The following is a 311-nucleotide window of genomic DNA, read 5'->3' as shown; positions in this document are numbered from 1 at the left end:
ACCAAGAAAACGCAGCTCAGTCGAAGACAACTGCTCGGTACGTCGGCCTTTGTGGCTGCCGCCGGTGCAAGCGGTCTAGGTGGGGCGCTGTTTGCAGGCTCAACCGAGCCGGCATCGGCTGCTGCTGGCGGCGCTGGTCACAGTGCGGAAGTGAAGCCTGGAGAACTGGACGAATATTACGTCTTCTTTTCCAGCGGCCAGAGCGGTGAGGTCCGTATCGTCGGCCTGCCATCAATGCGCGAATTGATGCGCATTCCAGTGTTCAATCGCGATAGCGCGACCGGCTGGGGCCAGACAAATGAGAGCCTGAA

Annotated in this window: 1 pseudogene; it reads left to right on the top strand. The window is 59.8% G+C overall.

Going from position 1 to position 311, the window contains the following annotated elements:
* Positions 1–311 (top strand): annotated as a pseudogene (locus HWX93_RS22805) (TAT-dependent nitrous-oxide reductase); the annotation flags it as partial.

It is taken from the genome of Brucella tritici (assembly GCF_902825325.1).
GTDB lineage: Bacteria > Pseudomonadota > Alphaproteobacteria > Rhizobiales > Rhizobiaceae > Brucella.
This window is presented reverse-complemented; position numbering and strand designations above follow the sequence as displayed.